A 25,708-nucleotide genomic window follows, 5' to 3' on the forward strand; every position below is an offset into this window, starting at 1 on the left:
TTCCGAATTTTAGTTAATTGCTAAGGCGATTAACAAACAGAATACGCTTGGTGACAATAGCGTTTTGGACCCACCTGACCCCATGCCGAACTCAGTAGTGAAACGAAACAGCGCCGATGATAGTGTGGCATTTGCCATGTGAAAGTAGGACATCGCCAGGCTCCTAATTAGAGAAACCCGATTCGAAAGAGTCGGGTTTTTTGTTGCCTGTAGAAAAATAAAACACCCAACCAAGACCCTACTACTTCTATCCTTGTAGGCATAGTGTGGCATTCGCCATGTGAAAGTAGGACATCCTACTGCGTAGCGCACCATGGCTCCTAATTAGAGAAACCCGTTGCAGCAATGCAACGGGTTTTTCGTATGTGGTCGCGATTTTACATCGCGCGCTACCCGCGAACAGACACCCCATGACGCGGAATAAACCCGCTGCTACGCGACAAGGCCGAGCCAACACAATGAGAGTGTGGCATTTGCCATGTGCAAGCAGGACATCCAAGCCCAGAAAATGTCACGGCGTTTAAATTGAGTGCAACTATCTTGCTATATCACACTGCTCTATTTCTTTCACATCTCCGCGACCATCGCTTAAGTAGCATTGTTCTAACAACGAGCAATAGCAGATCTCGGTTTTGATATTCATGCGTTGCTTATTCACCTTGTCCCACTGAGTTGTATTGAAACCTGTTTTCTTAAAACCAAAAAGATTAAGTTCAGCGCCTGAGGCTAATAATCGGTTATTACTAACGCCGGTGTATAACCAACCGAATGTTTCAAAGAAATTGATGTCAGTTGACTCTTTTTGCAGTTCATTTAACTGTGCTTCATAAGCATAAATATCAAAGCAGCAGTCTTTTATTAATTTGAATACATTGCTATACGATTTTTCATCATGGAAGAATTTAACGTATTTAATAATGGCTGGGCCTGAGCCTGAATTTTTAATGTAAAAAGTGATTTCTTGCGAATTTTTTTCCTCATCAAAATTCCCTGTCATAACTTCGAGCCATGGCCATGTTGCGGCTTTTACTTGCCGCTCTGCGGCGTTGGCTTGTAAGTAAGTGGCATAAAAGGAGGCTGCTGAAATTATAATAGCGCACAATGCGAGAAAAAGGTTTAGCCGTTCGTTGGTTAACCAAGCTTCGGGCTTATTTATGTTGCTTGGTTGTGCACACAGGTTTGTGGATACTATATCTGAGTCATTATTTGATTTAATGATATCCTGCTTTTGATTGTCCATAGTCTTGTATTTGTTGTTTTTTATAGACTATAAAACATGCAGATTAAATTGCATACAAAAAGAAACAGGGAGTATTTCTCCCTGTTTGAGTTATTAGCTGTTTGAAATAAATACGGTGAGCTTTTCACCCACTCTTAAGCTATCTCTTGAAAGGTTATTCCATTGTTTAAGCTTAGTGATACTGACCTTGTATTGTTTAGCTATTTTCCAAAGACTGTCGCCAGGTTTCACCTTATACTCGATTTGTTGATCAGCTAATTGCGGTAATATAAGCTTTTGGCCTATACGAATCGTATTTGTTTTTAAGTTATTAAAAGCTTTGAGCTGGCTAACGGTTACTTTATAGTTCTTTGCGATCACACTTAAGCTATCACCGCGTTTAACTGTGTAATGTTGCCACTGGCTATAATCATTGCTCTTTTGATTAGTTAATAGACTTTGATAATGTGCTTGCTGCTCTTTTGGGACCACAATATGCGGCGCATCAATTACAGCAGGGTAACGGATAACACCATGGTTTAGCTCTTCAAGCTCTTGCCATTTCGCTTTATCTGCCAAGATCACGGCACCAGTCACAGGTAAGGTTGCAATAGCCTGCTCATTCTTAATCGCAGGGAATATCATTTTTTGATGCTTTAATAATTGTGCTGCGGCCAGTAGCTTAGGCACGTAGTGTTTAGTTTGCGATGGCAGCTTTAAACTAAAGAAGTCCGTCGACTTACCTTGTTTTTTATTACGAGCAATAGCTTGTAGCACCCGTCCTTCACCAATATTGTACGCAGCAATAGCGTGATACCAATCGCCATCAAAGCGTTTATAAAGGTATTCCATAAAATCGAGGGCTGCACGTGTGCTGTCAATTACATCTTGGCGACCATCATACCAAGGGGTAATTTTTACTTTGAAATATTTAGCAAGAGAGGGTGTTAATTGCCACAAACCTGAAGCATGTTTATGTGAATAGGCACTGGCATCAAAATCACTCTCTATAAGTGGCATCAGGGCGAGTTCTATTGGTAAGTCACGGTTTTCTACTTCTGTGACGATATGATACAAATACGGCGCTGCACGGCGGCTTATTTCTTCCATGTAGTTTGGGTGAGTAAGGTACCAAGCGATGCGTTTTTGCACATCAGGGTGGCTTGAATCGCTAAATTGCAGTTGAATGCGAATACGCTGCCATACGTCATCAAGTTCACTTGGTTTTAGCGGTGTCACCGCGTCGGCTTGTGCTGTTTTAGCTTCAGCAACCACAGTACCTGGGTTGGCTTTGATGGCGGGCTTCTTTTCGGGAAGAGACTCAGGGGCAGTCTGACAGCCTGTTAAAATAATAGAAACAACAACAAGGCCTAAAAATCGATTGAAAAACACGTATTAAAATACTCCGTTAACTTAGGTGCGGGTAAACTAAAGCGCCTAAGCTTAACATAGGGTGAGCTAAAAATGACCATTAGATTAACAACTCCCTAACTCACTCACCCAATTGAAATTAAAACGAAATACTAACTTGTAACCCTGCGTAGCCATGGTTTTGTGCTTCCCAATAGCGGCTGTCTATTTCTCGGGCTCTGGCATAGATCTCTATTCTGAATGGCTTTGAGTCAACGCCCATGCCCACACCAACATAGCCATCAATATTATTGTGGTCATCATCAAAGTGGTCGCTGTAATCATGGTCATCTCGGTCGTCGTAAACAGCAAGCTCAATTAAATCTAAGCCCACTTCGCCATAGGCAAAAAAGTCACTGAAATAGCCAAATTTTATGCCTGTGTCTAAGGTTAGAAATGTTTCCCGATCACCTTTTTTAGTGAACACTTCAGCTGAGCCTAGTGCCGTTGTAAATGCTGCGCCGAAATTGCTGCGGTTAACTTTAGTCATAAATTCGATGCCTGCCGAGGTGATTGAATCAGTACTATTATGCTCTGATTTAACAAACAAATTCATATCTGGGCTGTCATAAATGCCAGCAAAGCTTGTAGCAGGAATGAAGGTTAATGAAGAAAAGAGTGCTAAGGCGAGATACTTCATATTGGTTAATCCATTAAACGTTAATGGGTAGATGATACCAAACAGTGCCTTAGCAAACTGTAAGCAAGTGTTCTAACGATGTAAGTTAACCGAACACACAGCGAAAGCAGGCTCCTTGTTGGCGTTTGATATATACCAAATCGCCGCCATGATTAAGCATGATCTGGCGTGATAAGCTTAAGCCTATTCCTGAGCCTTGTTGCTTGGTAGTAAAAAATGGCACAAAAATCATCTCGATCACATGATCGCTGATACCTGTACCATTGTCGCTGACCTCTAAATACAGTTGCTGATTAGTATTTTGTGCAATGCTTACCTCAATGCACTTTGCTGACTCTGGATTATTTAACTGCTTTAGTACATCAAGGGCATTTTTCAGCAGGTTTATCATCACTTGCTCAACTTGGCCTCTATCTATCATTACTAACTGTTGGCTTTGCACCGATAAACTCAAAGTAATATTAAGTTGTTTAGCCTGTTGTGAGTGAAGTGCTACAACTTGTTTGGCAAGATCTGCCAAAATATGTGGCTGTAAGTGTGGGGCAGGTAAGCTACTAACCTTTTTAAATTGCGCTATAAACTCCCCTAAATGCTCGGTTCGTGATGCCAGTGTTGTTAAGGCAAGTTGCAGGTCTTGTTTATCTTCCTGATCATCAAAACAAAGCTCATTTGGCAGCAGCGCCGTACAAGTTTGTGCTAATGAAGAGAGTGGTGTAATCGAATTAGCAATTTCATGGGTTAGTACTTTGGTGAGGCGTTTATATGCTTGTTGTTCTTTTAATTGCAGCTGATCATGAATAGATTGCAAACTGATCACTTTACGAACTTTACCTTGGATTTCGGCAATACTGATCTGCACAGATAGCGTATCGTGCTGCTCACCATTTTGCCATGGCACGGTATTACGGCTACTTTGTTTAGCGCCTTGGACTAGGTTTGCTATTACACCTAAATCATCGATGTGCTTTACAGATTGCCCAAGTAAACGACTGACCGCTGGATTGCTTTCAATAATATTGCCTTGATCATCACATACTAATACCGCTAAATCGATATGAATTAATAACGCTTGTAAGAACTGGGCTTGTTGCTCTGCATTAAAACGCGCAGCCTGAATTTGTTGTTTAACCTGCTCAAATTGCTGCTGCATAGGATGTTTATCGCCAAAGCCTAATGTGCTGTCTCCATTTGCTAAAGCGCGAATCACCCTATCTGCACGCCTTGTTTGGCGTTTAAATAAATTAAAAATTTGTGCAGCACATGTCACATTTAAAATAACTAAAAGTACCGAAATTGCTGAAAATCCGCTTTGGTCTATTTGCCAAAACAAAGCAATTGATAAACCTATTAATGCAGCTAATAGGCTGGCTAAGCTAATGAAATTTCCCATCGATTAAAGTCCGTATTTTTCTAAACGTCGATACATGGCTCCGCGTGTTAGACCGAGTGCTTTAGCTGCGTGACTCACGTTCCCTTGAAAATGCTTTAAAGCTGCACGAACGGTTCTCTGTTCGATGATTTCAAGATCAAAAGTGTCATAGTCAGCGGCGTTTGTAGAAAGCTCATTTGTGCTAACAGCGGTACTTGGTGAGCTTATCACTGAGCTTATATCGAGCTCTGAACCTTCAGAGAGGATGACTGCTCGCTCAATTGCATGGGCAAGTTCACGGACATTGCCTGGCCAATGATACTGACTTAAACGTGTCATATCAGATGCTGCAATCGAGAGCTCACGTTTGTATTTATGTGCAAAGTGCTGCAAGTAGTAGTTACACAGTAATGGAATGTCTTCACTGCGCTCACGCAGAGCTGGCAAACGGATCTCTACGGTATTAACACGGTACAGTAAGTCTTGCCTAAATTTACCTTCAGTCACTGCTTGTTCGAGGTTTTCATTGGTTGCACAGATCAAACGAATATCAATATCGATGACTTTTGAGCCACCAACCGGTGTTACTTGCCTGTTTTGTAGTGCCGCAAGTAGTTTAACTTGTTGGTTAAGCGGTAAATTACCTAGCTCGTCTAAAAATAAACTACCACCATGGGCCAGCTCAAATCGGCCAATGCGATCTTCTTTCGCGCCAGTAAACGCCCCTTTTTTATGGCCAAATAGTTCGCTTTCAAACAGGCTTTCGGCTAGTGAGCCCATGTCTAGGCTTATGAAGGGTTGGCTTTGGCGCTGGCTTGCATTGTGGATTGCATGTGCGGTGAGTTCTTTACCTGTGCCACTTTCGCCACTAATCAATATGTTGGCATCTGTGTTGGCTGCTTTGTCGATAACCGAAAAAACCTGCTGCATGGCATCACTTTGGCCTAAAAACTCAAATGGTTGATTGCCGATTGACTGCTGCAAGGCCTGCTTTTGTTTTGTGAGCTTACCAACTTGCTGTTTGTCTTTAGCGTGTGAAAATGCCGCCGCTACAGCACCGAGTAATTGCTCATTCTGCCAAGGCTTGGCAATAAAGTCGGAGGCACCAGCCTTAATTGCTTCGACAGCTAGCTGAATATCGCTGTAGGCCGTCATTAGTAACACTGCAATATTAGTATCTTGGCTCATTATTTTTTTAAGCCAGTAGAATCCTTCTTTGCCACTAATTGAATCTTGCGTGAAGTTCATATCAAGTAATACAACATCAATAGCCTGATCAGCCTCATGCTGTGCGCTAATGATAGCTTCTATATCAAAGGGGTTATCTGTGGTTTTTACAACCTGATAATGTTGTTTTAGAAGTAATCGTGCGGCGATAAGTACGTCAGGGTTATCATCGACGATAAGAATTGATCCTGCTTGTTTCATAGCTGTTTATTATTATTCCTTTTTAAGAACACTAAGATTAATTGAAAAGAAGAACAGTGTCCATTTATGGACGATATATGATTTTTAAAGTGTTCTATAAGTGGACACTTGATTATATATACCCCCATTAATTTTTATCTAAGTTGCTGTAAATTAATAAAAATAAAAGTTGGCACAAGAGTTGTTATATCTATAGATAATTAGCACCTAGATAACTTAAAGGCGTCAACATGGATAAGAAAATTACACGCTCAAATAACAAAGCACTTTTCAAGAAATCATTCATTGCAGCGGGATGTTTAGCTGTTGCGGCTGCAGCTTATGGTTTCACGCAAACTGAGCAAACAGGTCGTAGTCAGCAAGTAACCGCGACAAGCTTAACGATTAGCACAGTACAACAAGGTGAATTTGTTGATGCTTTAAGTCTTCGTGGTCAGGTTATGCCTCGTACTACTATTTACCTCGACACCATTGCCGGAGGCCAAGTTGAAGAGCGACTTGTTGAGCAAGGTGAGTTTGTTAAAAAAGGCCAACCCCTTGTGCGTTTAAGTAATACCAATTTGCAGCTTGATGTAATGAGCCGTGAAGCACAGGTGACTGAGCAGCTTAACTTTTTACGTAACACGCAAATGAATATGGAAACCAGCCGTTTAAACTTACGCCGTGATTTGCTTGAAATCGATCTTAAAATCACACATTTATCGCGTCGCTTAAAACAGACTCAGCCGCTAGTGAAAACCGGTGTGTTAGCACAAGAGCAATTATCTGAAATTAAAGAAGACTTAGCGTATTACAAAGCGCGTAAAGAGCTAACCCTTGAGCGTCAAAAGCAAGAAAACAGCATTCGTGAAGTTCAGGTAGCTCAGTTAAAAGACAGTGCCGACATGCTAGAGAAAAACTTACAGTTTGCGCGTAAGAACCTTGAAAACTTACTCGTAACAGCACCTGCCGATGGTTATTTAAGTGAGCTTGACGTTGAAATTGGTGAATCAAAAGGTCGTGGTGCTCGCCTAGGGCAGATTGATATTCCTAATGAATACAAGCTAGTTGTGCGATTAGATGAGTTTTATCTAAGCCAAGTTCAAACAGGTATGCCAGTGCTTATTGAACATGAGCAAGGCGAAATTGCGGCAACAGTTAGCAAAATTGATAGCCGTGTTCAGCAATCACAGTTTCAGGTTGAGGTCGAATTACCTAATGACACGAGCAACATAAAACGCGGGCAAAGTATTGATGTGCAGCTGATGCTAGGTGATAGCAAAGGCACTGCTTTGTTACTTGAACGCGGCGCATTTTTTAACAGCTCGGGTGGTAATTGGGTTTATGTCATGGAAAAAGATGGCAATCGTGCAGTACGAAAAGACATTCGTCTTGGCAAAAAGAATCAAAACTATTACGAAGTGTTAAGTGGCCTAAGCGCCGGAGATCGCGTGATCACCTCTAGCTACAGCAACTTTGATAAAGCACAACAACTACAATTTTAAGGATAATAACAATGATTAAATTAACTAACTTATCACGCGTATTTCGTACTCAAGATGTTGAAACAACAGCGCTTAATAACATTAACTTACATGTAAACGAAGGCGAGTTTCTTGCCATTATGGGGCCATCTGGCTGTGGTAAATCAACATTACTCTCTATTTTAGGTATGTTGGATTCGCCATCAGCAGGCAGTTTTGAGTTTTTAGGTGAAGACATCGCAGGGTTTGGTGAAAAGCAATTAGCAACACTTAGAAAATCGTCGATTGGTTTTGTTTTCCAAAGCTTTAACTTAATTGATGAATTAACAGTATTTGAAAACGTTGAGCTGCCATTACAGTATCAAAATATCTCAAAGAGTGAACGTAAACAGCGAGTAGACGCAATCTTAAAACGTGTTGCAATCGACCATAGAGCAGATCACTTACCGCAACAGTTATCGGGTGGTCAGCAGCAACGTGTAGCAGTAGCCAGAGCACTTGTGATCAACCCAAAACTTATTTTAGCGGATGAGCCTACGGGTAACCTTGATTCAAAAAATGGTGATGAAGTCATGGCGATGCTGCGTGAGCTAAATCGCGAAGGTACCACGGTAATTGTGGTTACCCACTCAGAAAAAGAAGGCAATTATGCTGACCGTTTAGTGCGTTTGCTTGATGGCCAAGTAATGGTTGATAAAGCCAACCGTGCTCAACAAACAGCTGAGGTGGCATAACATGATTTTAAGTTATTTGATCACCGCGCTGCGTTCGTTTAAAAACCAAAAGCAGCACTTTATTTTAAATGTTCTGGGTTTAAGTGTGGGCTTAGCTGCGGCAATTTTAGTTGCTTTATTTGCAAAAAATGAGCTTTCTTACGATAGCCAACAGCCTCATGCTGAGCGTGTTTATCGCGTTGGACAAGACTTTTCAAAGCTTGGTTTAGCTGTAGTGCCTATTTTTAATTATGTGCAGTCAAAGCAGGCTGAAGATTACAGCCAAGTTGAAGAAGTATTTGGGTTAACTATGGTCGAGCTGACCCGTGAAGCCATGGTGGATGTGAGTTACCGCAACCAAGGCTATAAGTTAAATGCCTTATATGGTGCTACAGCAAATATTGAAAACTTTATTGCTATGGAGACGATTGCAGGTGACTTAACAACAGCAATGAGTACTCCAGATAGCCTCGCTTTGAGTGAATCAGAAGCACTGCGCATTTTTGGTCGCACCGATGTGATTGGTGAAACACTAACGCATGAACAAGGACAGTACACAGTGCGTGCCGTGTTTGCAGATTTAGCAGACAACACTCACTTTGCCTTTAAAAACCTTGTTTATGTTAAGCATGATCCAAGCAAAATAGACATCAACAGTAGTTATGTTTATATGCGTGTAGCTGAGGGCACCGATACAGATGCATTAGCTAAAACCTTAACAGAGCGCTTTTTTAGCAATTCGATGCTGGAGCAAGTTAGTTTAGAGCTACATCCATTACTTGATTTGCACCTAACGGCTAAATCACCGTTTGAGATGAAAGCGGGTGGTGCTAAACAAGTGGTGATGATCTGTGTAGGTCTAAGCGTGTTACTTATTCTTATTGCAGGTTTTAACTTCATCAATATGACCGTCGCTCAATCGACTAAACGTGCAAAAGAAGTGGGAGTGCGTAAAGCGCTTGGCGCAAGTAAAGGCCAGTTAGTAACGCAGTTTTTATCTGAATCTGTGCTGGTATCAATGCTTTCAATGGTAATTGCATGTGCTTTAGTGGAGCTTTTTTTACCAAGCTTTAACCAACTAGTAGACCGCGAATTGGTCGTGAGTTACGCCTCTGAATTTGGCATTGCAATTATTGTGGTCGCAATTGCTGTGGGCATATTAGCTGGGCTTTATCCTGCATTCTTTATTTCGTCATTCAGTGCAAAACGCGTTTTAAGTGGAGACTTACAACGTGGTAATACTGCAATATGGGTTCGTAAGAGCTTACTAACCTTACAGGCTTCGTTAGCAATAGGTTTAATCATTGCCTCTGTTACCTTGTTAAAGCAATTAACTTACTTACAAAGCTTACCTTTAGGCTATGAAACAACACAAAGGCTGGTTATTTCAGAGCTACCTGTCGGCGAAGTATTCACAAAAGAAAAAAATGCGCTAGTTAACCGTATTAGCGCAATTCAAGGCGTACAGCAAACAACAGTCATTGATACCCGTTTAACCGTTTCAATTAATAATACGCTTATGCCAACGTGGCCGAATGGTGAAGCCTCTGGCAGCTTAACGCCTGTTGTAGGCGCAGGCTACGATGTTGTAAAAACGCTAGGATTAAAACTGGTTGCTGGCCGTGACTTCAGCCGTGAATTTGCCGGTGACTGGGCAAGCCGTGAAAATGGAGTAACAAGTACTGGCACTATTGTGACTGAGTCTGTCGCAAGACAAGCGGGTTACACTAACATGAGTGACATTATCGGTAAGGTCATTAAAGACTCAGGTCGCGGCATAGATATGCGTGTTGTGGGTGTGGTTGAAGATGTAAAAGTAGGTAATGTTAAAGATGCCAACTCTAATATTATGTTCTTGTGTGGTTTTAACTTCTTATCGCCTGTATCAGAGTTAATCTTAACCATTGATCAGCAAAACTTGCCTTATATTAAAGCTCAGATCGCTGAAGTATTAGCAAGCTCAGCCAATATCTATGAGCCAAAAATTAACTTACTCGCAGACAACTACAAAACCCTGTTAAAAGGTGATGAGCGAATTTCGAATGTCGTTTTAATCTTTACCGCTCTTGCCGTGTTCTTAACTTGCTTAGGTACCTTTGGTTTGGCTTCGTTTGCAACAGTGCGTCGTCAAAAAGAAGTGGCTGTTCGAAAAGTGCTAGGCGCATCACGCATCAGTATTGTTAATATCATTGCAAAAGAGTTCCTAGTGCTGGTGGCGCTCAGTATTGCTATTGCGTATCCAGTGACTTACTTGTTAGTTGGTGATTGGTTAGCAAACTTTAATGACCGCATTGAACAAGCTGTGTGGGTGTATGGCGCTGCGGCTGTGGTCGTTGCGGTTATCACCTGGGCAACGGTGGCAAGCCTAGCATTTAAAGCGGCCAGCACCCGTCCATCATTAATCCTTCGTTATGAGTAACGCTTGACTCAAGATCCACTCCAAGCCTAGCAATACAGCTGGGCTTTTTTACAACTCAAAATAGCGACCAAGTACAGCAAATACTTTATGTAGATGAACTTCATCTAGAGTGAGCTAAAAATGAGCCGCAGACGAATTAACCTGTTTTTTAAATTGCTCTTTGTAACGACGTGATAAGTTAAGTATTTTACCCGTTATAAGTTTCACTTCACTATCACCGCTTGGTAATGGCGTGATAGATTCAATCGCATCGAGTCTAATAGCATAAGAGCGGTGAATACGACAAAAACCTTTTGGTTCTAACCGAGATATAAGATGGGTCATGGTTGTACGTAGCGGATAAATACGTGTGCCAATATGTAGGTTTACGTAATTGCCGCTAGATTCAAGCCAGTCAATTTGCTCTGTACAGATGATGAATTCTTTACCCAGTTTTTTAACCAGTAATCGGTCGAAATTTAAATCCTGTTGGGCGTTTTCTTCATGATTGATTGGCGTGGCTTCGCCGGTTAATTGGCTAATAATGTATTGATACGTTTTGATAATGACAATTAAAGATAAAAACCCCCATAAGTCTTTACGGTATTCATAAAGTAACTCAAACCACAGCAACCCGAAGTCATACTGCATGTCTTGAATTGTGTAAATGAACTCACGGATAGCGACCATGATCCCGATATGTAATAAGGAAAAAATAATGCTTGCGAATAAATAAGTGAGCAATGAGCGAGCGATCTTTTGCCAATTAAAGGGGTGGGCTTGCAATAACCAAACTAAAGCAGGAAATAATAGTAAGGTGCCGATAGCGCTTGAATATTCCCAGACAAAGGGCTCCCAAAGCAAAAAGGACAGTTCACCATCGCGTTGGGCTTCCATGATATCTGAGCTGGCATTAATAGTGTTATTTATAAAAATATAACTAAATAAAAATAATGTCGCATACCAAGTTCGATTACGTTGAAAATGCATTAAGGTGATCATTATTATTGTTACTCTTTGAAGACCGTAATTAGATTAACAAGATAGTGATAAATCACCAAACATACCATCCCTGATATCCACCGTTTATCCCTACTGATTGTTTTATCGACCTTTTTTGATAGCTTAACGCTGCATGTTGTTCATAGTTGTTATTAATTTGTCGTAACCATAATCAATTATGAAACTTAAAATAATAATTAAAAACACAGCGCGCACGTTATTACAGCCATGGCAAAATGCGTTCAATCAAGCCGTTGAGTTACCACCGCGTCGTTATGATTTAGATTGGCTAAGAGTACTTGCCTTTGGCTTATTAATTTTTTACCACACTGGTATGTTATACACTCAAAATTGGGGCTTTCATTTTAAAAGTCAGTATTTATCCAGCAATATAGAAAACATCATGCTCCTACTGTCGCCTTGGCGGATGGGGCTGATCTGGTTTATTTCAGGTACTGCACTGAGATTTATGATTGCACGCGCTCGTTTAGGTGGTTTTTTAATATCACGCAGTGTCAGAATATTACTGCCGTTATTAATCGGTGTGTGGTTTATTGTGCCGCTTCAGCTTTATGCGCAAATGAGCCAAGAGACCGGCTTAGCTATCAGTTATTGGCAATTTTGCTTGCAGTTTTTTGATTTAACAAGTCCTTTATTTGAACATTATCAAGCAGGTATTTGGCCTCATGTTGATGTAAACCACCTTTGGTACTTACGCTCGTTATGGCAATTTGTCTTATTGCTTGTGTTGGCTCTGCCGCTGCTTCATCACCATTATGTTCAAACAGTGATTACTCGTTTGTGTGATCAGTCGTTATTTATTATTTTTATTATGTTGCTATTGCCGCTTTGTATTTTAAAGTTGAGCTGGCCGAGTGATACATTTCGATACCCCATGGGTGCTTTATTTTTACTTTATGGTTATTTACTTGCGTGGCATTCAGTATTTTATAGTCGGCTACTTCTTCACTGGAGGGCATTATGCGTGGTATTTATTGTAGGTTACCTGATTGTAGTGGCGGGCTATCACATGATTTGGCAAAGCTCAACTGCCAGTCAGTGGCAAATTACGGGCATGGATGTGTTGTATACCACGCAGCGATTAGTTGGTGTGTTAATGATGCTGGCACTAGCACAACGTTTTTTAAATCACGATCACCCTAAATTGGCTTTATTGAACTCTGCTGTCTTTCCTTTTTATCTTTTACATCAAAGTGTGATTATTGGCCTTGCCTTTTATTTATCGAAGCTGCAATTAGGTGGTTTTATGGAGTCATTACTTATACTAAGCCTCACTTTTATTATTTGTTGGCTAGTGTTTATTGGTGCGCGTCGCGTCAATGTATTAAGTCCATTTTTAGGGATTAAAGTCACAGGAAAATACACAGCATGGCAAGTTAAAGTTGGTTTTTGTTGTGGACTAACTCTAGTGAGCCCATTGGTTATCAGGTTAATCTAAGCAACTATACCACTGGTATAAAATATACGTAGTGGGGTAGGATATGCTTTAGCGCTCGATGTGCTTTGAGTGTGTACTTAAATATCTTTAATCTTCACCGCAGGATTACCTGCCACTAAGGTATTTTCTGCGACATCTTTGGTAACTATAGCCCCTGCGCCAATCACAGCATTATCGGCTACTTTAATGCCTGCAAGTATAATAGCGCCAGCACCAATCCATACGTTGTTACCAATGCTAATCGGCGCTGCAAAATTAGCTTTTGCTAAACGCTCGGTTGGATTTACTGCATGCGATACCGCGAGTAATTGCACATTAGGGCCTATTAAGCAGTCATCGCCTATAGTAATTTGCGCATCAGTTAGCGGTGCATCGAGCATAGTACAGTTAATATTTATGAAGGTTCGATCACCTATTTTAATACCACTGCCATAATCACAGTGAAAACCTGCTTCGATGACAACCTGTTCACCACACTGAGCAAACGTACCTTTTAATCGCTTTAAATTGCCTCTACTTGGGCTTTTGGCAAATAAACGGCAAATTTCATGGGTGTTTTTTCGTTGTTCTATAAGTGACTTTTCTAGGCTGTTAAATGAAATGCTCATCGTTTATTCAGGTAATCCAATATGTGCATGACCACTTTTATAGTCAATAGTGATTAAAAAATGTTTGAGAACATCGTAGCCTATTAAGCCTTGTACTTTTTTTCCTCTAATATGTGTACCCGTTGTTTTGTATTGAGATTCAAGATTCGCAGATTCTCCTTTAGCAGGGATACTCACCAGTACATTTTCCATTTCAAAAGGGCCAAATTTTAGCCAAGGGATACGAAAGCTTTCAGTCATACCACTTGTATTCACACCTGTGCTTATTCCCGATTCGCGCTCTATCTCATCAAGCCACCCCATGCTTTGAGCGACACTTCGTTTAACAACCATACCGCCATTGTTACCTGTGTCGAGCACCAACCATATTGATTTTTCATTACTTAACATCACTTCTACAATAGGCATACCTGAGCCTTTTTGTTTTAGCATTTTAATATTTTCAGTGTCATTTAAATTGACTGAGTCGTGGGTAATAAGGCGCATTTTTTGATTTGGGTAATCCAGTTGTATAACAAACTGGCGAAAGAAGCCGGCACCAAATAGGAGTGCGTTATCATGAAGGCCAAGGTTGATTTCTACCGCATCATCAACTTCAGTGTCCATACCAAAAAAATTAATGGGCACATTGTGGTAAGTTGTTTTATTTTCAATGCCATATACGCCTTTAATTCGCGTTTTACCTCCTTTATCTAGCTTAAGCTTATTTTTGTTAATAAAGTGAGGATTAATGCCATTCACTTGTGCGCCCGTATCCAATAAAATTTTACTCGGTATACCAGATACCGTTGCTGGCACTTTGATGTGACCATTTTCTAAGTGAAAATCCAGCCAAGGCGTGACCGCCGCGTGGCTATAAAAACTTAAAACAGTTAAGCATAGTGCAATAAGTAACTTCATTATTAATCCTTTAATTTATTGTTTTTTATAGCTTAAGCTATTTATAGTGAAGTAATTCAGATACTCATGCAAGCCCAAATTTGGCTCAGTTACAGCTAGCCTTATGTAGCAATGATGACAAGTGAAATGATATAGAGCCTTTGAGTGTAAATAATTTAGGAGATTATATAAGAATAATGCTTTTTATGCTCAATAGCGGTTACTAAAGAGCATATGGTATTACTTCATAATTGTGCTCGGGATGATTTTAACCACTTATTAAGCCAAGCTGATTGCTCTTTAAGTAAATATGTTAAGTTTTCTTTCGCTCTATAAGAGTGGCCTTCATAGGGGAGCATAATGAGCTGAGTTGTTTTTTTATTCGCAATTAGCGCTTGATACATTCTTGTTGATTGTAGGGGGTAAGTCCCCGAATTTTGGTCATTTTCACCATGAATAAGCAGCAATGGCGCATTAATTTTATCTGCGAACATGATTGGTGATAAGTCAATATAGGTCTTTTTTGCTTGCCATAGAGTACGCTTTTCACCTTGAAAGCCAAAAGGCGTTAATGTTCTGTTATAAGCACCGCTTCGAGCAATACCAGCTTTAAAAAAGTCAGTATGTGCGAGCAAGTTTGCTACGGTAAATGCGCCATATGAATGACCCATGACAGCTAAAGAGTCGATATCAATCAACCCAGTACCTTCGAGTGCATTGATAGCTGCTTGTGCATTAAGGTTTATTTGATTGATAAAATCATCATTGGGTTCTTGACCGTCAAATGCAGTGATTGGCATCGATGGTGACTCAAAAACTGCGATGCCGTCATGAAGAAAAACCAAAGGGCTTAATGGATCAAATTGCCTAAATATATTGGTTTTTACAGTATTTTGTTGGCTTAGTTTTTTATTATTAAATTCATCTGGATAGATCCATAGGACTGCAGGTATTTTGCCTTGTGTTTTATCGTAGTTACTCGGTAAATGTAGCGTACCACTTAAATTTAACCCATCGCTTCTTTTATAATTTATAAATGTAGGAGGCTTGTCAAAATATTGCTTATTTTTGTTCGTTAATAAGGGGATTCGCTCATTCATATCAGTGCTCGAAATTGCAAAATATTGAGGAGCAGTTTGTACATTTTGTGTTTGTATAATAAGCGTATTATTTGCCACTCTTAAAGGGAGTTCAATGCTTTCTTTACTGCTAATAAAGTACTCTTTTCGTGTGTTATTGGTCTTGTTTAGTGTCTTTATAGTGGGCCTGATGCCCTCTTTGCTAAGGCCGTTCGATAAAAAGAAAAGGTTTGAATCATCTTCAACAAGCACTTCATACCCTTCAGGTAGTCTCAGGGTTTGCGGATCGCCAAAGTCATTAAATTTATCTCTATAGTCTCGTTGCTCAATTAAGACATTTGCTGAGGTACTTGCACTGATTAAAGAAGCTTTTGCTTGTTTACTAGCATAAAGCCATTCTTGAGCGACTCCGGCACCTGACTTCCCCCATATAATATTATGTACTCTCCACTTTGCCTGATGGATGAGTTGTTTGTTTTGATTGAACGGGCTGGGAAGTTTATATGTATTGTCATGATATTTTTTATCTACTGACATATCACCATTATCAATTGCTTCGGTCCAAGTGAGAGTTGAGCCTTCAGAGGGAAGCCATTTTACTAATCTTGCACCATTAGGGACGCTATCTTTGGCTTTCTTTAAGTTAACCTTGTTATTTAAAGAGGGTAAAACATTTAGCTGGTGGTGGGTTTTTAAGTTAGTAACTTGATAGTCTCTGCCCCACTTTTTGTATGGTAAATAGGAGGAGAGCTCTTTGGGTAGAGTTGACGACAACACATACTCTCCGTCAGGAGACACAGAGAAATCATCAAATAGCATATTATCAGTTAGAGAGGTCACATTACCTTTTAAATCGATTTTAACTAAGCTTGAAAGCGCAAGAGTTTTAAATTGCTCTTTAAGTTTGTTATTTTTTAGAAGGCTTTGATATGTTCGTCCTTGCTCTACTTGTCGCTCAGATGAGAGAGAGTTCGGCTGTTTTAATTCGTTAATGGGTGAGTGTACTTTAGTATTTCTTTTTTTAACGATTAGTGCTGTGCTGTCAGGTAGCCACCTGAGGTGTCTGCCACCTAATGAGGCAGATAAATTGACCTGAGAAAGGCGTTTGAAAACCTGAGTTTCAACATCATATACCCATAAATTAATTGTGTTGTCATTTTGAATTAAATAAGCAATTTTTTTAACGTCAGGAGACCAGTTATAGTCAATAATGACGCCGCTATCAGGGGTTAGATCTATGCTCGTTCTATTGCTGATATCAAAAAGTGTTGTATGGCTATATAAAGGTGTGTCAAATCGGCTATATAGATTGCTATAAAAATCCAAGCCCGCTAACTGCACGCGTGCTTGTGATACATAGTGAATCGATGGATAGCGTATCTGATGTAAAAATAGAGCCTGTTTCCCATTAGGCGATAGTGATACATTCTCTTGTGTTGTGGAATCTATATAGCTTTCCCATTGGGGCCTATTCTCATCTGTGTTTGCGTGTATCGCGAAAGATAAGAGCAATACTATAAATATAAGAAATCTATTCATTGCGTAATGCCTTTATTGGATCTTGTCTTAGTGTTTTATTGATCGGAAAAAAGCTCGTGATAAGCGCCATAACTAACAGCCCAAGCCAGATAGATAATGTTAACCACCAGTTTATAGTTAAGGTGACGTTGGGTAGTGAAAAGCAATAACCAATAATTAAAAATGCTAATGAAAAAGCGAGCACCAAGCTCATCGTTATGGGTTGCATAAGCTCAAGTAAACTTTCTTTTAATAATCTTAGGTTATCTGCGCCCATTGAGAGCTTAACGCCCAAGCTATATCTGCGTACTTTAATTAAGTAGTTAACAATGCCATTGATGCCTATACAGACCATGAGTAATGATGTTGATGCAAGTACAATAGCGAGCCAAGCTGCGTTTAAATGACGCTGTCGTTGGTCATCAAATTGAGTTGTTAATGACGCTAATGAATGTATATCTAAGCGTTTATCAATCCCGTAGATCAGTTGCTGAATTTGCGATATTGATGCGGAATCTTTCATTGTTAGAAGGTAGGTATATTGACTCCAGCCTGGGTAATCTTTGGGTGTGAATACTTCAAAGTTTTCACTTTCAGGCCTTCCTGGTACGTAGGTATTACTGACTACACCTACGATAGAATAAAACGTTTTGCTGTCAAAGCTGACTTTACTATTTAGTACGTTCTGTGTGTTTTTATCCAACATATCCGCAAGGCGTTGGTTAACAATAATGGGCGGGTTTTTAAGTTTTTCATCACCTTTGCTAAAGCCCTTGCCTGTTACTTTAAGATCTAATTCTGCAAAATAATTGTTGGAAACTAAGCTATTACGCGCTTGGGCAATATACTGGCCAGCTTCATCATATATTTGGTTAACGTTAACCGTATCGGGTAAGCGCTGTTCTGATGATAGTGCTAAACTGCTCACATTATTGAGGTTTAATAGCTGTTGGGTAATGGCTTTATGAAGGTTAATTCGTTCACTCGGCTTATCGATATTACTGTAATTTATTGTAAGTGAGTATTTACCTTGAGTGTTTATGCCATTATCTCTGAGTGCTTCAGAGAGTGTCACTAACACGACGTGACTTGCTGCGGTTAATACTAAAAATGAGAACAAAATCTGTAAGCCAACTAACAAGTGGCTGGTCGCTGCGCTCATTTGTTTTCCAGTACCTTTACCGCTACTTTGTAAGCTACTCATTAAGTTTTTCTCTTTTACGACACTTAATTCTATAAATGAATAGAGTGCAGCAATAGTAACAATCAAAAATACTGAAAAGAGGAGCGTATTTATACTTAACGAAAGAGTATCTAGCCGTTGTATAGAATTTTCGGCTAAGTTTTGAATAACGATAAACCCTATTTGGGTAAGTGTTAATGCCAGTATGACTGCAATGCTAATCAGTAGTAAGTTGTGTTTTAGTGTTTCAACAATGAGCTGTTTTGTACTTGCTCCAAATGCAAAGCTTATAGCAATCGGTTTTATACGAGTAATTGCTTTTGCAAGTTGCATACTAGAGAGGTTGATAAGTGCAATGATCAATAACAAACAAACACCTAAAAGCAGCATGAGTACTATTTTTCCGCTATCACCTTTTAATGCTTCACTAAATGTCGTGATACGTGCGTTAACAGTAAAATCTTTCAGAATATTAGGAGCATGGAGCTGAGCGCCTTTCAATGATAGGTCTGATAACTGTTGTGTGATTGCAGATTCTGATGCTGTATCTTTTAATCTAACAACACTTTTGTATGCACCCATAAACCCATTTGCTGTTTTGGGATCAAATACCTCATCGACATCAATAGGTAACCATATCGCATCGTTTATATTTTTGTAGTGGGGCAGAACAAGATCATCTGGAGCTACACCAACAATAGTGAATCGACGTTGATTTAACTGTATTTTTTGACCAATGATATCATCTTGACCTTGGAAAAGTTTTTGCCATGCCCTATAGCCTAAAACGACAGACATGTGCTTACTGCCAAGCGCCTCGGTCTCATTGAATAATCTTCCAAGTTCAGGTTTGACACCAAGCAGGTCAAACAAGTTATTAGATGCGAGAATAACGTCTACAGCGGGTCTAGTTGGCCTGTCTAATAATTTATAGCTGGTCCACTTATGGTAGGTAGCCATATCAGTAAAGAGCGTATTTTCATTCTCTATATAACTCATTACTTTTGAGTTACTAGCAGGGCCTGAGTAGCTTTTTGAATTTACGGTGCCTTCTAATAAATATAAATTATCACTTTGTTGATAAGGCAAGGGGGAAAAAAAGACTAAATCCACTAAGCTAAAGGCGCTAAGTACCATGCAAAGAGTGAGCGCTAATGTAAATACGGTTGTTAAATAGTACTGCTTAGCACGTTTGAAGGTATTGTAGGCTACTTTTAACATGGCTGAGCAACTCGATTTGCATCTGTTGGCGTACTGACATCATCATTTTCAGCTATTACAGAGCCATCTTTTAATTGAATATTACGAGATGCCATGTTGGCATAACGCGGGTCATGGGTGACTAAAACGATAGTTGTGCCTTGCTGATTAAGGTCTTTGATCAATGCCATGATGGCATCACCGTTTTTAGAATCTAAGTTACCTGTCGGCTCATCGACAAGCATAATACCTGAATCACCAGCTAAAGCGCGAGCAATGGAAACGCGTTGCTGTTGACCCCCTGATATTTGGTTAGGGTATAAATCAGCTTTATCTGCAAGGCCTACTTTCTCTAAGCAATCTAGGGCACGTGCATGGCGTGTTGAAAGCGAATCCCCTCTATATTTTAAAGGCAGTGCTACATTTTCTAAGACAGTCATTTCATCTATTAGATTAAAAGATTGAAATACAAAGCCGATTCTATTTCCACGAACTTTAGAGCGTTGCGTTGAATCCATATCAGAAACAAGTAAGCCGTCGATGTAATATTCACCGCTTTGTGGGGTGTCGAGTAATCCCATAATATTCAGTAGTGTTGATTTTCCGCACCCTGATGGGCCTGAAATAGAAATAAATTCGCCATCATAAACAGTGAAGCTAATTCCTTTTAAAATTTGACTGACCTGATCGCCATTGGTAAAGGACTTAGTTAAGTTATTAACCCTTAAAATTTCAGTGTTCATACTTCTAGCTCTCTATTTTTATCATTTTTGTTTCAGCAGGAATATCTAAGGTGGAAATAATAACTTGCTCGCCAGGCTCTAAGCCTGATAGCACTTGAATTAGCTGTCCTGATGTTTTGCCATATTGCACATCAACTCTAACAGCCTTGTTATCACTCGTTAGCTTGAATAGTGAACCATAGGCTCCCTCTTTAGCATCACTGGGCTGCTTTATGTAGTTCATATCTTTTTGTACGTCGGCGTAGATGGTTGCATCAACCTGTTGCATTGGTTTCATGCTGCCATGCTCAATTGCTTCAAGTTCAATATCAACCTGTACAGCACCATCATTGATAACAGGGTCAACACGAACGACTCGTCCATGCACTTGCTCATTGAGTGTTGTAATCTCGGCTTTCATGCCCATTTGAATTAAATGCGCTTGAATTTGCGGAACTTTTATTTCCCCAACTAATGGCGATAGGCTGCCAATAAGCGCAAGCTCAGAGCCTGCTGTTACACTTTGCCCTAAACTGAGAGGAAGGCGCTGGATGACCCCTTTCATTCCTGCTTTTACAGATAATTGCTCGACCATCAGTTTTGCAACGTTGAACTCATCTTCTGCTTGAGAAATAAGATCATCTTGAATTGAAAGTGCTTCTTTTTGCATTTCAGTGAGCTTGTCTAATTTTGATTCTTCGAGGCTGATGCGTTTAAGTAACTGCTTCGCTTCCAATTCATTTTTTTTAGCACTAATCCCAGAGACAATTCCCGACTTAGCTAAAGAGCGTTCGGCTTCTACTTGGAGCATGGCAATTTCTGCTTGTGCTTTTAACTCAGAGATACTTGATTCATTGTTTAACAGCTCCCGTTGTTGCACTAACAAAGTTTGACGTTTCTGTGTCTTTGCATTTTTGAGCTTTGCTAAAGCTAGACGCAGCTTACTCTCAAGCTCAGGGTTGTTTAATGTCAGAATCACTGTATCAGGCTCTACAACGGCTCCTGCTTTTAGCTTTATTTCGTCGACAACAGCATTGCTGGTGGCTGTAAGTAGTCTTTTATTAATAGATTGAAGAGAACCATAACCTTCCACTTTAATAGAAAAGTCACCGCGTTCTACTTTTGCCATTGTTACAGATTCAAGAGAGATCACTTCTGCATTATCTGCAAACCCTAACCGCCAACCAGATAAAAGCATAATGGCTGACAAACCAATTAACCCCTGATAAACAAGTTTAGATGTGAGTTTCATTATTTTTTCCTTTGCTTTATGAGCAATCTTTAGTTAGATCACCTCTGACAGTGTTTGACCATTAATTAACTTTTCTAAGTCTATTACTCTGTCTGCTGCTTTTATCGTTTCTTGCCTGTGGGCGACGCTAATTCTGGTTATTCTTTTTGATTTTAAATGCTGATTCACTTGTAATTCAGTAGCAGCATCTAAGTGACTCGTTGCTTCATCTAAAAATAAAACAATAGGTTGGCTGTAAAGCGCTCTGGCTAACAGTAAGCGTTGTTTTTGACCACCAGACAAAGAACTGCCTAAGTCGCCCACCTGTGTGTGCAGTCCCATAGGCATGGCTTGAATCTCTTGCCAAATTGCTGCACCTTTTGCAGCCTCAATCACTTGATTGATATCTGGTTTGGGTTCAAAAAAGGAGATATTTTCAATTAAAGAGCCATTCAGTAATTGATCATTTTGCATAACCGTGGCGCACATAGATCGAAAGTTTCGCATCCCTAGCATATTGATTGAGTGTCCATCTAATAGGTAATCACCTTGCTCGGCTTTAATTAGGCCCGTCATTAGCTTAAGTAAGGTTGATTTGCCTAATCCCGAGCGGCCAATAATAGCGACAGATTCTCCAGCATTTATTTCAAAGTTGATACCTCTAAATAACCAAGGAGATGATGGAGAATATCTAAAATGTAAATCACGTACTTCGATATGTCCTTTAGTTTGCTCCTTTGCAACGACCAATGAATTACTCTCTTGTTCTTGGCTTTGCATGACGATATCTGACATTCTTCGAAGATAAGTGGATGCCAACTTAAATCGAAATATATGGTCAACTAAGGTTTGAGTGCTGCTTGAAAATTGTTGACGATAGGCTAGGAAGGCAATGAACATACCAATCGTAAACGCATTGTTTATAATTAATGTCGCACCAAAAAATATAACGGTTAAATACTCTACTTTACTTATTAATTCTTGGCTTATTTCAGCCGAAATAGATATTTTCTCTCGCTTAATATTTTCATTGGTTGTATCGGCAAATAAGTTAAGCCATGATGATAATCGTGTACTTTCTTTGACGTAGCACTTTATGGGCATTATTGCTCGAATTGTTTCGAGGAAGTGGCTATTTTCTTTTGCTTGTTTCGCTAAAACCTGTTCTAAGTGTTTATTTTCCTTTTTTGTTAAGTAAAGCCTTACCATTAACGTGATAGATAAAAATATAAGTGATATCAAGGCAAGGGTAGGTGAATAGGTATACATTATGATTAAAGTCGTAATACCAAGAAGGCCTTCGACAATCGCGGCAATAAAGCCTCGGCTAATCATACGCTGAACTTCATTAAAGGCCTCGAATCTTGATTTGATATCTCCGACATGGCGAGACTCAAAGAATGATAGAGGTAAATGTAGTAAGTGGCGTTGTATATTAGCCTTTACCTGAAAACCTAAGTTCTTATCTAGGTATAATATTGCCGCTGAGCGAATAATATTACTAAACGTAGTTAATAGTGTGATTGCTAGAAATGCAGCCAGTAGCCAGACCAACACACCGCTATCTGAAAGTGGAATACCATGGTCAATGACGATTCTTATATAGTATGGGGATATGAGTAAAAAGCATTGCAATATCAATGCAATAACGAATATTTTGAATAGCGATGAGCCTAACCCATCAATATTACCTATAAACGTTCTAAGTGGCATTTTTACTCTTTCATCTGCAACCGTAAATGTCGATGAAGGAGTTAACTCTATTGCAATACCAGTGAAAGCTTCAGAAACTTGTTTCCAATCAAGTTTAACTTTCCCTTTGGCGGGATCATGAATAACGATCCCTGTTCTACTGACCGACGCTAAGGTTACAAAATGATTAAAGTTCCAATGAAGGATTGCTGGCCCCTTTAGCTTTGATAGCTGTCCAAGCTCTAGTTTTAGTACACGCCCAGACAAGCCAATATCATCAGCTATTTTTAAAATATGTTTAACGGTAATGCCTTGTGTTCCTACCGGATAGCGCTGTCGCATGGCAAGCATATTAACTTTGTAGCCATGATAAAATGCGATCATTGCAAGGCAAGTAATCCCACATTCAGCTACTTCACTTTGTAAAAAAGTAGGCAATTTAGATGATTTAAAGTCTATATAATCGGTTAGTCGCATTTAATTTTCACTATTTAATTAAATTTATAATCTTTTCATCTTGCTTGTTAAGTACTATTTTTATTTCAGCGTTAGGTGATAATTTTTGTATCTCATTTTCTTTTATTCTTAAGTGAATTTTTTGTTCTTTTTCACTTGATATTCCATTAATAACCATAGTGACTGTTGCAGTTATTTTTTCATCGTTAATATGTAGAGTCGCTTTGTCATTTACATTTAAATTGATTTTATTGGTGTTTGATATCCAAAAAGATAATTCACCATCGGCTGGTGGAGTCAAAAGATAACCAAGAGGCTTGTATGGTTGAGTTATATTTTTATCAATTTTAGAGTGAAAGAAAAAACCGTCACTGGGAGAGCGGATAACATCACTTTCTAAACTACTTTTATTGTTTAGTTTAGAGATGGAGATCAAAGGCTGATCTTTTCTTACATGCCCACCATTTTTAGATAGGTAACTTTTTATAATGGCAACTTCACTATAAATTAGTGGTGTATAATTTTCAGCAGATATCTTAACCGCAAGACTCTTACTTGATGGGATCGAGATTATTTTTATTAAAAGGAAGAAAGCGATAAATATGAAGATAAGAAATAATATAGAGTTATTTATCACTTTAGGTTGCTTTATAAGCGACTTGCCAATATCACTTGATTTATATTGGTTCCTAAGAGCTTCCTTTCTAAACATATTAACAATAGACATGAGCTAGCTAACTTTCTTTATCGGAATGTCACCAACAACAGTGTTGCTGTTCATATAACTAAGCGGGCATCCCATTTGCCAGCTATCAAGAGTCGTAAAGCCTTTTATCCAGGTGCTAAATTTTTCATTATTTAAAGTGAGAGTGCCGTCAGGGTTAATCTTGCCAATATTGTTTCTGTCATCATCTAAAGCAACGGTACACTTATTGATATTACCATTTGCTCTAATTCCTAAAGAATTTGGCTTTCCGGCATAACAGATGTAATGGCCCCGATCATTAGTTTCCTTACTATTATCTAAATAACGTTCTGTTAGTTCTCGAGCTAACTGTTTGGCTGATTTTTTTGATATTAGGCGGTTTATTTTTTCTTGATTATCACCCCCTAAGTTAGATATTTCTTTAAAAAGCAACTGAAACCTACTGTCTTCTTTTAGCTCTTCATCATAGCGTTCACAAAAGGCTAAAACACTTTCATGGTTTAAGTCTGTAACATGTATTCTGAGAGTTATATGAAAATCAAGATCTGTTGCAGATGCTGCTAATAAGCGACCCCATATTTTATCAAAACTGCCTCTTCCGTTACGTGTTAATCGAGTTGTGTCGTGTGACTCTTTGTCACCGTCAATAGAGATTTGAAAGCTATTTTGTTTTAGCTCCACAAGTTTTGTAAGTGTTTTTATATCGAGAAGAGAACCATTTGTAGTCAGATTTCCCGACACTTTACAGCCATTTTCTTTTGCTAATGATTGTGCGTATTCAGCAATTTCAAATAGAATATCTTTTGCTAATAAAGGTTCTCCACCAAACCAACTAAATGATAGGCTCTTTAACTTAGGTATTTTATTTTTGATAAGAATTTTAGTAGCATCGACTAACCAACGAGGCATTTTCCCAATTTCAAAATCTTCATAGCAATACACGCATCGAAAATTGCACTGCTCTGTTGGAAAGATTATTAGCTGGAATTTTTCATTGCTGAGGCTATTTACTAATTGTTGTTTAGAAAAGCCTTTAATTTTTCCTGTTGAAGAGATCATTTTTTCTCCTTTAGTTGTAAATTAACCCAGATCACTTTAAAGAGGGTGATCTGGGTTAGTGTGTTAGTTATAGTTCTTTAAATTCAGAGCCACAGCTAATGTTTGCACAACCGACATTAGTCTCTTCATCCTCTTCTTCTGGAGAGAAACCACCAGCTACAACGCCAGCTAACTCTTCACTTAGCTCAACTTCACCTAGCTCATTAAGTTTGATTTCTTCGTTTTTGATATTTTCAAATTTCTTGCTCATTTTATTTCCTTAAATTTATTTTAT

General features: G+C 39.3%; 20 protein-coding genes and 1 rRNA gene. 5 read left to right on the plus strand and 16 right to left on the minus strand.

All coding sequences use genetic code 11. The features are described 5' to 3' along the window. The first annotated feature begins 46 nt into the window (after positions 1-46). Positions 47-161: ribosomal RNA gene (gene rrf, locus PAARA_RS00145) — 5S ribosomal RNA — on the plus strand. Positions 162-535: 374 nt separating this feature from the next. Here rrf and PAARA_RS00150 read toward each other — a convergent pair. From PAARA_RS00150 to PAARA_RS00170, 5 genes are all read right to left on the minus strand, one after another. Beyond that, positions 536-1,240 (minus strand): hypothetical protein, encoded by a 705-nt coding sequence (locus PAARA_RS00150; RefSeq protein WP_062567060.1) that lies wholly within the window; start codon positions 1,238-1,240, stop codon positions 536-538. Between the two features lie 93 nt (positions 1,241-1,333). Beyond that, a complete protein-coding gene (locus PAARA_RS00155) occupies positions 1,334-2,611 on the minus strand; it encodes a LysM peptidoglycan-binding domain-containing protein (protein WP_062567061.1) in 1,278 nt (425 codons plus the stop codon). Positions 2,612-2,729: 118 nt separating this feature from the next. Continuing rightward, positions 2,730-3,269: a hypothetical protein gene (locus tag PAARA_RS00160; RefSeq protein WP_083515222.1), complete on the minus strand. Its 540-nt coding sequence runs from the start codon at positions 3,267-3,269 to the stop codon at positions 2,730-2,732. A gap of 85 nt (positions 3,270-3,354) precedes the next feature. Then, complete coding sequence (locus PAARA_RS00165) at positions 3,355-4,659, minus strand: sensor histidine kinase (protein WP_062567062.1); 1,305 nt, start codon at positions 4,657-4,659, stop codon at positions 3,355-3,357. Positions 4,660-4,662: 3 nt separating this feature from the next. Then, positions 4,663-6,066 carry a sigma-54-dependent transcriptional regulator gene (locus PAARA_RS00170; protein ID WP_062567063.1) on the minus strand — a complete coding sequence of 468 codons (1,404 nt, stop codon included), beginning with the start codon at positions 6,064-6,066 and terminating at the stop codon, positions 4,663-4,665. Between the two features lie 230 nt (positions 6,067-6,296). Here PAARA_RS00170 and PAARA_RS00175 point away from each other — a divergent pair, with 230 nt between their 5' ends. The 3 genes from PAARA_RS00175 to PAARA_RS00185 are packed head-to-tail and all read left to right on the plus strand — an operon-like array spanning position 6,297 to position 10,661. Then, positions 6,297-7,550, plus strand: a complete 1,254-nt coding sequence (locus tag PAARA_RS00175; protein WP_062567064.1) for an efflux RND transporter periplasmic adaptor subunit — start codon at positions 6,297-6,299, stop codon at positions 7,548-7,550. A gap of 11 nt (positions 7,551-7,561) precedes the next feature. Then, entirely contained in the window at positions 7,562-8,263 is a 702-nt protein-coding gene (locus PAARA_RS00180; protein WP_062567065.1) for an ABC transporter ATP-binding protein, read from the plus strand. Between the two features lies 1 nt (position 8,264). Next, entirely contained in the window at positions 8,265-10,661 is a 2,397-nt protein-coding gene (locus tag PAARA_RS00185) for an ABC transporter permease (RefSeq protein WP_062567066.1), read from the plus strand. A 114-nt stretch (positions 10,662-10,775) separates the two neighbouring features. Here the strand turns inward: PAARA_RS00185 and PAARA_RS00190 are convergent, their stop codons facing one another. Further along, entirely contained in the window at positions 10,776-11,639 is an 864-nt protein-coding gene (locus PAARA_RS00190; protein ID WP_062567088.1) for a LytR/AlgR family response regulator transcription factor, read from the minus strand. Positions 11,640-11,820: 181 nt separating this feature from the next. Between PAARA_RS00190 and PAARA_RS00195 the strand changes: the two genes are divergently transcribed. After that, on the plus strand, positions 11,821-13,101 hold the full coding sequence (locus tag PAARA_RS00195; protein WP_062567067.1) for an acyltransferase family protein: 1,281 nt from the start codon (positions 11,821-11,823) through the stop codon (positions 13,099-13,101). Positions 13,102-13,178: 77 nt separating this feature from the next. Here PAARA_RS00195 and PAARA_RS00200 read toward each other — a convergent pair whose 3' ends face one another. The 10 genes from PAARA_RS00200 to PAARA_RS00245 form a co-directional block, all read right to left on the minus strand. Beyond that, positions 13,179-13,709, minus strand: coding sequence for a sugar O-acetyltransferase (locus tag PAARA_RS00200; RefSeq protein WP_062567068.1), 531 nt, complete (start codon positions 13,707-13,709; stop codon positions 13,179-13,181). A 3-nt stretch (positions 13,710-13,712) separates the two neighbouring features. Then, positions 13,713-14,609, minus strand: a complete 897-nt coding sequence (locus PAARA_RS00205) for a pepsin/retropepsin-like aspartic protease family protein (RefSeq protein ID WP_062567069.1) — start codon at positions 14,607-14,609, stop codon at positions 13,713-13,715. A gap of 224 nt (positions 14,610-14,833) precedes the next feature. Continuing rightward, complete coding sequence (locus PAARA_RS00210; protein ID WP_083515223.1) at positions 14,834-17,206, minus strand: alpha/beta hydrolase family protein; 2,373 nt, start codon at positions 17,204-17,206, stop codon at positions 14,834-14,836. Further along, a complete protein-coding gene (locus PAARA_RS00215) occupies positions 17,199-19,589 on the minus strand; it encodes an ABC transporter permease (RefSeq protein ID WP_062567071.1) in 2,391 nt (796 codons plus the stop codon). The genes PAARA_RS00210 and PAARA_RS00215 overlap by 8 nt, the downstream gene beginning before the upstream one ends. Next, positions 19,583-20,311: an ABC transporter ATP-binding protein gene (locus PAARA_RS00220; RefSeq protein ID WP_062567072.1), complete on the minus strand. Its 729-nt coding sequence runs from the start codon at positions 20,309-20,311 to the stop codon at positions 19,583-19,585. Before PAARA_RS00220 ends, PAARA_RS00215 begins: the two co-directional genes overlap by 7 nt. A 4-nt stretch (positions 20,312-20,315) precedes the next feature. After that, positions 20,316-21,542 (minus strand): efflux RND transporter periplasmic adaptor subunit, encoded by a 1,227-nt coding sequence (locus PAARA_RS00225; protein ID WP_228074365.1) that lies wholly within the window; start codon positions 21,540-21,542, stop codon positions 20,316-20,318. 33 nt (positions 21,543-21,575) lie between these two features. Beyond that, complete coding sequence (locus PAARA_RS00230) at positions 21,576-23,690, minus strand: peptidase domain-containing ABC transporter (RefSeq protein WP_062567074.1); 2,115 nt, start codon at positions 23,688-23,690, stop codon at positions 21,576-21,578. A gap of 10 nt (positions 23,691-23,700) precedes the next feature. Further along, the gene (locus tag PAARA_RS00235; protein WP_062567075.1) at positions 23,701-24,396 is read right to left on the minus strand and encodes a hypothetical protein; all 696 of its coding nucleotides are present in this window, start codon (positions 24,394-24,396) and stop codon (positions 23,701-23,703) included. Between the two features lie 3 nt (positions 24,397-24,399). After that, positions 24,400-25,434 (minus strand): radical SAM protein, encoded by a 1,035-nt coding sequence (locus tag PAARA_RS00240; protein WP_062567076.1) that lies wholly within the window; start codon positions 25,432-25,434, stop codon positions 24,400-24,402. A 67-nt stretch (positions 25,435-25,501) separates the two neighbouring features. After that, a complete protein-coding gene (locus PAARA_RS00245) occupies positions 25,502-25,684 on the minus strand; it encodes a hypothetical protein (protein WP_062567077.1) in 183 nt (60 codons plus the stop codon). Between the last annotated feature and the right edge of the window lie 24 nt (positions 25,685-25,708).

Source organism: Pseudoalteromonas arabiensis (genome assembly GCF_001550155.1).
GTDB lineage: Bacteria > Pseudomonadota > Gammaproteobacteria > Enterobacterales > Alteromonadaceae > Pseudoalteromonas > Pseudoalteromonas arabiensis.